10 protein-coding genes are annotated in these 6,297 nt (G+C 60.1%); 7 read left to right on the top strand and 3 right to left on the bottom strand.

The annotated features are described in order from the left end of the window. The 3 genes from WBR57_RS13255 to WBR57_RS13245 all read right to left on the bottom strand — a co-directional run. The coding region (locus WBR57_RS13255) for a phasin family protein (RefSeq protein ID WP_424084196.1) at positions 1 to 970 on the bottom strand (970 nt) is incomplete at its 3' end. A 12-nt stretch (positions 971 to 982) separates the two neighbouring features. Further along, positions 983 to 1,405, bottom strand: coding sequence for a phasin family protein (locus WBR57_RS13250; protein WP_424084195.1), 423 nt, complete (start codon positions 1,403 to 1,405; stop codon positions 983 to 985). Between the two features lie 104 nt (positions 1,406 to 1,509). Beyond that, a complete protein-coding gene (locus WBR57_RS13245) occupies positions 1,510 to 1,785 on the bottom strand; it encodes a polyhydroxyalkanoic acid system family protein (protein WP_424084194.1) in 276 nt (91 codons plus the stop codon). 144 nt (positions 1,786 to 1,929) lie between these two features. Between WBR57_RS13245 and ubiE the strand changes: the two genes are divergently transcribed. From ubiE to tatB, 7 genes are all read left to right on the top strand, one after another. After that, entirely contained in the window at positions 1,930 to 2,700 is a 771-nt protein-coding gene (ubiE, locus tag WBR57_RS13240) for a bifunctional demethylmenaquinone methyltransferase/2-methoxy-6-polyprenyl-1,4-benzoquinol methylase UbiE (RefSeq protein ID WP_003171186.1), read from the top strand. After that, positions 2,700 to 3,323, top strand: coding sequence for a ubiquinone biosynthesis accessory factor UbiJ (locus tag WBR57_RS13235; RefSeq protein WP_424084193.1), 624 nt, complete (start codon positions 2,700 to 2,702; stop codon positions 3,321 to 3,323). Before ubiE ends, WBR57_RS13235 begins: the two co-directional genes overlap by 1 nt. Next, complete coding sequence (gene ubiB / locus WBR57_RS13230) at positions 3,320 to 4,924, top strand: ubiquinone biosynthesis regulatory protein kinase UbiB (protein WP_424084192.1); 1,605 nt, start codon at positions 3,320 to 3,322, stop codon at positions 4,922 to 4,924. The genes WBR57_RS13235 and ubiB overlap by 4 nt, the downstream gene beginning before the upstream one ends. 41 nt (positions 4,925 to 4,965) lie before the next feature. Further along, the gene (hisI, locus tag WBR57_RS13225) at positions 4,966 to 5,364 is read left to right on the top strand and encodes a phosphoribosyl-AMP cyclohydrolase (RefSeq protein ID WP_424084191.1); all 399 of its coding nucleotides are present in this window, start codon (positions 4,966 to 4,968) and stop codon (positions 5,362 to 5,364) included. After that, positions 5,361 to 5,693, top strand: a complete 333-nt coding sequence (locus WBR57_RS13220; RefSeq protein WP_049710425.1) for a phosphoribosyl-ATP diphosphatase — start codon at positions 5,361 to 5,363, stop codon at positions 5,691 to 5,693. The genes hisI and WBR57_RS13220 overlap by 4 nt, the downstream gene beginning before the upstream one ends. A gap of 25 nt (positions 5,694 to 5,718) precedes the next feature. Continuing rightward, a complete protein-coding gene (locus WBR57_RS13215) occupies positions 5,719 to 5,997 on the top strand; it encodes a twin-arginine translocase TatA/TatE family subunit (protein WP_424084190.1) in 279 nt (92 codons plus the stop codon). Between the two features lie 10 nt (positions 5,998 to 6,007). Further along, positions 6,008 to 6,297, top strand: a 290-nt coding sequence (tatB, locus tag WBR57_RS13210; RefSeq protein WP_424084189.1) for a Sec-independent protein translocase protein TatB, incomplete at its 3' end; no start/stop codon positions are given.

The raw sequence follows: 6,297 nt of genomic DNA, 5'->3' as shown, positions 1-6,297 counted from the left end.
GCGTCGGGGTTGCCGGCGTTGCAGTCGGGGTAGCGGCAGCGTGGGTCGGTGCGGAAACCGAGTTGGCTGAGGACGCGGTTGGCGCAGGCGCAGCAGCCGGCTTGGCGGCGACAGCTGGCTTGGCTGCTGCTGGTTTTTTCGCAACTGCTGGCTTCTTCGCCGTGGCGGGTTTGGCAGCAGGCTTGGCGGCAACTGGCTTGGCTGCAGGTTTTGCAGCGGCCGGTTTGGCAGCAGGTTTGGCGGCCGCCGTTTTAGCCGCTGACTTAGCGGCCGGTTTTGCTGGCGCCTTCGCTGCGGTTTTGGTGGCCGGCTTGGCAGCAGCTTTAGCCGCCACTGGTTTGGCTGCTGGCTTGGCAGCCGGTTTCGCGGCAGCCGTTTTTGCCGCAGGCTTGGCTGCAGGTTTCGCTGCGGCTTTTGCCGGTGCCTTGGCAGCGGGTTTAGCAGCCGGTTTGGCGGCGGCTTTCACCAACGGCTTGGCTGCCGATTTTGCGGCTGGCTTGGCGGCAGCGGTTTTAGCCGCTGGTTTAGCCACAGGCTTGGCAGCAGGTTTGGCCGCGGCAGTTTTGGCCGGGGTCACTTTCGCGCCAGTCAGCTTTTCGATTTGCTTGGTCAGGGTATCGACCTTGCTGTGCAGCGTCTTCAGTTCAGCTTTGCTAGGCACGCCCAGTCGCGAAATGGCACTGTTAAGGCGCTTGTCGAAAGTTTCTTCCAACTTGCCCCACGTGTCAGAAATGCTCGACTTGGCGGAACCGGCAGTTGCTTTGGCCGCTTCAACTTTTTTACCAACCGTGCTCTTGGTCAACTTCTCGGCCTTTTCGCCGTCCTTGACCAACGTCTCAAAGTACTTGCCGCCGTCACTGCTAACCTTCGAGTACACGCCTAAACCAGCAAGCCAGATCTTACGGGAATATTTTTCAACTTCCCCGACCCACGAGCTGCCTTCTTTCTGAGTAGTCTTTTTAACAGCCATCCCGATGTCTCCTTAGTGTTTACGCGCGACACGTTCTAGCAATGTCGTCAGCTCTTCGAGCTTAGCAGAGAGTGTCTCAACGTCATGTTTAGACGCAATGCCGATTCGATTCAAGGCACTGGCAACACGAGTATCAAAAGCTTTTTCAACTTTATCCAGCTGAACTTCTACCCGGCCTTTGACAGACGAGACATTACTCTTTACTTGATCAATCTGACTGTTGGCGGCATCAAGTTGTTCAATAGCAACTTTTTTACCTTTACTTTCAACATGTTGACCAGTCTTAACCAGCTCTTTGAAGTAGTCGCCGCCCTCGCTGCCGACCTTGGCATAGGCACCCAGACCGGCCAGCCAGATCTTGCGGGCATAGCTTTTAACGTCACTCAGGGCAGTGGTCTGAACGTCGATTTTTTTCTTCAAGATAACTTTGGCCATGGTGCACCTCACGCAGAAAAGGGTGGAGGAACGGCCCTCAGGAGTTGAAGGCTTGGGCACAAAGTAGGAGGAAAAATTAGAATCGGCACCCTAAGTACATTGAATCAGGCCAGCGCCTTATCCAGGGCTTTCTCGATCTGTGACTTGATAGTGCCACTCATGGCCGACATCAGCAGGCCCAGTTCCACATCAATTCGCAGCGAGTCATCCGCTACCTGCACCGTGCCCTTAACCCCCGAACGCTTGAGGTTCAAGGTATCGCCGGACCACGACGGCTCCAGGCCATATTGCTCCTGGAGTTTGAGTGCCAACTTGTCGGCCTTGGCACGTGCGCCTTCTTTACCCAGGGAATGTGCACGCTCAACGGTAATACGGGCCATTGCAATGACTCCTCTTTATAACGACTGGAACACCTGCCATGCGGCAAAAAGTCTCGGTGGCTGCCTATCTTACCTTCAGCCTTGCCAAGACAAAGCAGGCGGTGGGGATTATCATGTCCCGCATTCTCTTTTGGTGACAGCGATATGACTGATCAGCGCAAAGGCAGCGATGCCGAACCCACCACTCACTTCGGCTTCAAGAACGTTCCGGAAAGCCAGAAAGCGGAAAAAGTCGCTGAGGTGTTCCACTCCGTAGCCGCCAAGTACGACCTGATGAACGACGTGCTGTCGGGCGGCATGCACCGCCTGTGGAAGCGCTTTACCATCGAGTTGTCGGGCGTACGCACCGGCAACCGCGTGCTGGACATCGCCGGCGGTACGGGCGACCTGGCCGCCAAGTTCTCCAAGCTCGTCGGCCCTACCGGCCAAGTAGTGCTGGCGGACATCAACGGCTCGATGCTCAAGGTCGGCCGTGATCGCCTGCTGGACAAAGGCGTGGCCGGCAATATCGAATTCGTTCAGGCCGACGCAGAAAAGCTGCCGTTCCCGGACAACCATTTCGACTGCGTGACCATCGCCTTCGGCCTGCGCAACGTCACCCATAAAGAAGACGCGATCCGCTCGATGCTGCGCGTACTCAAGCCGGGTGGCCGCCTGCTGGTGCTGGAATTCTCCAAGCCGACCAACGCGCTGATGTCCAAGGTCTACGACACCTACTCGTTCGCCTTCATGCCGTTGATGGGCAAGCTGATCACCAATGACGCCGAAAGCTACCGCTACCTGGCCGAATCGATCCGCATGCACCCGGACCAGGAAACCCTGAAGTCGATGATGGTAGAAGCCGGTTTCGACCGCGTGACCTACCACAACATGACCTCGGGGATCGTCGCCCTGCACCGCGGCATCAAGCCCTGATGCTGTTCGCAGGCCTTCTCGCCAGCGTTGAACACGGCCTTAACCGTGTGCTGCGCCTGGACAGCACCGCCCTGGCACGGCTCGCGCACTTGAACGGCAAGGTGATTGCCGTCGACTGCACCAGCCCTGCCTTGCAGCTGTTTATCCTGCCCAGCGACGAAGGCCTGTGGCTCGCCACCCAGTGGGCCGCCGAGGCCGACTGCACCCTGCGCGCGCCGGCTTCGAGCCTGTTGCACCTGGCCCTGAGCCGCAACAAGACCGCGATCCTGCACGGCCCCGAAGTGGAACTTGAAGGCGACAGCGCGGTGCTCATGGACCTCGCCACCGTGCTGCAGGACCTGGAGCTGGACTGGGAATACGAGCTGTCACGCTGGATCGGCCCCGTGGCCACCCAGTTGATCAGCGGGCACCTGCGCAGCCGCTCGCGCTGGTACCAGCAGGGGTTCGCCAGCCTCAACCAGAACCTTGCCGAATACCTGAGCGAAGAATCGCGCACCCTGGTCGGAGAACGCGAAGCGCAAGCGCGCTTTCGCGAACTCGACAAGGCCAAAATCGACCTGGAACGCCTTGAGGCACGCTTCGAGCGCCTGAGCCGTTCCCTTGATCCAAGCGATAACGCATGAAGCTGCTCGCCGTCCGCCGTTTGTTTCGTATCCAGCGCGTCGTAATCCGCTACCGCCTCGATGACCTGCTGTTCGCCTTGCCCCTGCCGTGGTTCCTGCTGGCGGTGCGCTACGTGCTGCCATGGCGCTGGCTGCCGCGTAAAAAGCTCGAGCTGAGCCGCGGCGCACGCCTGCGCCTGGCCTTGCAGGACCTGGGGCCGATCTTTATCAAGTTCGGGCAGATCCTCTCGACCCGCCGCGACCTGTTGCCCGAAGACATCGCCGACGAGTTGATGCTGCTGCAGGACCGCGTGCCGCCGTTCGATTCCCAGCAGTCGATGAAGCTGATCGAAGAACAGCTGGGCAAGAAGATCAGCGAGGTGTTCAGCCGCTTCGACGTCGCACCGCTGGCCTCGGCCTCCGTCGCGCAGGTGCACGCAGCGCAACTCAAGACCGGTGAAGAAGTGGTGGTGAAGGTGATTCGCCCCGGCCTCAAGCCGATCATTGGCCAGGACCTGGCGTGGCTGTTTATCCTGGCGCGCGCCGCCGAGCGCTTCTCTGCCGACGCGCGCCTGCTGCACCCGGTGGACGTGGTCGCCGACTACGAAAAAACCATCTACGACGAACTCGACCTGCTGCGCGAAGCCGCCAACGCCAGCCAGCTCAAGCGCAACTTCGAAGGCTCGCCGCTGCTGTACGTGCCGCAAGTGTATTGGGACTGGTGCCGCCCCAAAGTGCTGGTGATGGAGCGCATCTACGGTGTGCAAGTCACCGACCTCGCGACCCTGGCCGACCAGCGCACCGACATGAAGATGCTCGCCGAGCGCGGTGTAGAGATCTTCTTCACCCAGGTGTTCCGCGACAGCTTCTTCCACGCCGACATGCACCCGGGCAACATCTTCGTCAGCACCGTCAACCCGTGGAGCCCGCAGTACATTGCGATCGACTGCGGTATTGTCGGCAGCCTGACCCCGGAAGACCAGGACTACCTGGCGCGCAACCTGTTCGCGTTCTTCAAGCGTGATTACCGCCGCGTGGCGCAATTGCACATCGACTCGGGCTGGGTGCCGGCGGAAACCAAACTCAACGAATTCGAAGCCGCCATCCGTACCGTGTGCGAGCCGATCTTCGAAAAACCGTTAAAAGATATTTCATTCGGCCAGGTACTGATGCGCCTGTTCCAGACCGCGCGACGCTTCAACATGGAAGTGCAGCCGCAGCTGGTACTGCTGCAAAAAACCCTGCTGAATATCGAAGGCCTGGGCCGCCAGCTGTACCCGGACCTCGACCTGTGGAACACCGCGCAGCCGTTCCTCGAGCGCTGGATGCGCGAACGGATGAGCCCGAAAACCGTGCTGGGCAACCTGCACAGCCAGATGGAACAGCTGCCGCACCTGGCCAACATGACCCGCGACCTGCTGGAGCGCATGTCCCAGCCCCACGCCAAGGACCCGGCGCCGCCGTGGCAAAAGCGCAAGGACGACTGGTTCCTGCGCCTGCTGGGCGCCGCGCACCTGGTGGGCGGCGTGATGCTGGCCATCGGAGGACCGTTGAACCAACTGGGCCACTGGCCAGCTGGCATCATGGTCGCCGTGGGTGTTTATCTGATCGTGCGTCGATAGCCAATCCGGTTATACACTGTCGCAAATTGCCGGAGCCGAACATGAAAAACTGGCTGGACGAGATCAAGTGGGACAGTGACGGCCTGGTGCCGGCCATTGCCCAGGACTACAAGACCGGGCGCATTTTGATGATGGCCTGGATGAACCGCGAGGCCCTGAGCCTCACCGCCGCCGAGCAGCGCGCCATTTACTGGTCACGTTCACGTGGCAAACTGTGGCGCAAGGGCGAAGAGTCCGGGCACGTGCAGACCCTGCACGAGATGCGCCTCGACTGCGACGCCGACGTGGTGATCCTGATGGTGGAGCAGATCGGCGACATCGCCTGCCACACCGGCCGCCACAGCTGCTTCTATCGCGTGTTCGAGAACGGCGAATGGAAGGTGGTCGAACCGGTGCTCAAAGACCCGCACGCTATCTACTGCGCAGGACACTCGACATGAGCGATACCCTGAACCGTGTGGCCCAGGTGCTGGAAGACCGCAAAGGCGCGGACGCCGACAGCTCCTATGTCGCCAGCCTGTACCACAAGGGCTTGAACAAGATCCTGGAAAAACTCGGCGAAGAATCCGTCGAGACGATCATTGCAGCCAAGGATGCGCAAATCAGCGGCGACTGCAGCGATGTGATCTACGAAACCGCCGACTTGTGGTTCCACAGCCTGGTCATGCTCGCCCAACTGGGGCAGCATCCACAGGCCGTGCTGGATGAACTGGACCGTCGCTTCGGCTTGTCCGGGCATGCCGAAAAGGCCTCGCGCCCGTCCACCTGAATAACTTTTACCGAGGAATTGCAGCATGGGCATTTTTGACTGGAAACACTGGATCGTCATTCTGGTGGTGGTGGTACTGGTGTTCGGCACCAAAAAACTGAAAAACCTCGGCACTGACGTGGGCGAGTCGATCAAGGGCTTTCGCAAAGCCATGAACGATGACGAAAAGCCGGCCGACCCGGTGGTCAATCCAGTGCCTCCGACCCAGCCCGTGCACCCCCAGGCCACCCAGCCGATCACCGAACGTCGCACCTTCGACGTGCAGGCTGAAAAAGTCGAAGAGCCGACCCGCAAAGACTCGTGAGCACTGACTAATGTTTGGTATCAGCTTCTCTGAACTGCTCCTCGTCGGCCTCGTGGCCCTGCTGGTGCTGGGCCCGGAACGCCTGCCCGGTGCCGCGCGCACGGCCGGCCTGTGGATCGGGCGCCTGAAACGCAGTTTCAACGCCATCAAACAGGAAGTTGAACGGGAAATCGGCGCCGACGAGATCCGCCGGCAACTGCACAACGAACATATCCTGTCGTTGGAGCAGGAAGCGCGCAAGATTCTGTCGCCGGTCCAGGAGCCAGCCAAACCGGCCGAACCTGCGGCGCAAAACAGCAT

Origin of the sequence: Pseudomonas sp., assembly GCF_049590575.1 — a bacterium.
In the GTDB taxonomy this organism is placed as follows: domain Bacteria; phylum Pseudomonadota; class Gammaproteobacteria; order Pseudomonadales; family Pseudomonadaceae; genus Aquipseudomonas.
This window is presented reverse-complemented; position numbering and strand designations above follow the sequence as displayed.

Bases quoted from the DNA above. Each gene is read 5' to 3' on its own strand.
- WBR57_RS13250 (WP_424084195.1), bottom strand. From the start codon at position 1,405: ATGGCCAAAGTTATCTTGAAGAAAAAAATCGACGTTCAGACCACTGCC.
- WBR57_RS13245 (WP_424084194.1), bottom strand. From the start codon at position 1,785: ATGGCCCGTATTACCGTTGAGCGTGCACATTCCCTGGGTAAAGAAGGC.
- ubiE (WP_003171186.1), top strand. From the start codon at position 1,930: ATGACTGATCAGCGCAAAGGCAGCGATGCCGAACCCACCACTCACTTC.
- WBR57_RS13235 (WP_424084193.1), top strand. From the start codon at position 2,700: ATGCTGTTCGCAGGCCTTCTCGCCAGCGTTGAACACGGCCTTAACCGT.
- ubiB (WP_424084192.1), top strand. From the start codon at position 3,320: ATGAAGCTGCTCGCCGTCCGCCGTTTGTTTCGTATCCAGCGCGTCGTA.
- hisI (WP_424084191.1), top strand. From the start codon at position 4,966: ATGAAAAACTGGCTGGACGAGATCAAGTGGGACAGTGACGGCCTGGTG.
- WBR57_RS13220 (WP_049710425.1), top strand. From the start codon at position 5,361: ATGAGCGATACCCTGAACCGTGTGGCCCAGGTGCTGGAAGACCGCAAA.
- WBR57_RS13215 (WP_424084190.1), top strand. From the start codon at position 5,719: ATGGGCATTTTTGACTGGAAACACTGGATCGTCATTCTGGTGGTGGTG.